Source organism: Streptococcus mitis (assembly GCF_047464035.1).
Taxonomy (GTDB): Bacteria; Bacillota; Bacilli; order Lactobacillales; family Streptococcaceae; genus Streptococcus; species Streptococcus mitis_DX.
The window spans coordinates 1-714 of the sequence record NZ_JASHCQ010000055.1; the positions used below are offsets into that span (position 1 = coordinate 1).

The 714-nt window shown below is 36.0% G+C and carries 1 protein-coding gene and 1 pseudogene; both read right to left on the reverse strand.

Features of this window, described 5'->3' with window-relative positions; all coding sequences use genetic code 11:
* Nucleotides 1-72 (reverse strand): annotated as a pseudogene (locus QM818_RS08995) (transposase); the annotation flags it as partial.
* Nucleotides 73-223: 151 nt separating this feature from the next.
* A partial coding sequence (locus QM818_RS09000) for an LPXTG cell wall anchor domain-containing protein (protein ID WP_414300181.1) occupies nucleotides 224-714 on the reverse strand: 491 nt, incomplete at its 5' end.

Consider the following 714-nt stretch of genomic DNA (forward strand, 5'->3'; position numbering starts at 1 on the left):
AAGTTGATTGAAGCTTTGACCTTGCTTTCTCAATTCATATATTTGAACTTTATCTTCATAAGTTAATTTCATAATAAAACACCCCAAAAGTTAGATTTTTTCTGTCTAACTTTTGGGGTGCAGTTCACTCTTGCCAGAGGTTTTTTTCATAGCCAAAAGAAATAGACTGAAGTTTTCACCTCAGTCTATTTTTTTATCGAACTTTAGAAAGGAAGTTTCTTTCTTAGTCTTCTTTTTTCTTACGAGCTACAAGTCCGAATGCACTCAACATTCCAAGAAGTCCAAGACTAGCTAGACCAGCCTTATCCTCTGTACCAGTATTTGGTAATTCCTTCTTATCATTGGCTATGGCTGTTTCAACAGCTACTGGTTTAGAATCTGTAGAACTTGTCTGAACTGGAGTAGCTACTGGTTTTTCTGGAGTTGTAGGAGTCTCTGGGAAGCTTGGTTGCTCTTGATTGATTGGGTTTGTCACTTTCTTATAGTGATGTAGTGTATTTCCTTTAGCATCCGTTGTTGAATGACTAAATTTATATCCTTCCAACTCTATTGGATTGTGTTTTCCTTCTTTATCTGAAGTAATTCGATTACCATTTTCATCAAGATATTCCGTTACAATCTGAACAGTTGAATCGCCATTTTGAGAAATGACTCCTCCACCATTTTGTGATTTAGGTGTTACCGTTACTGGTACTTCTACTGTAATAATACGAC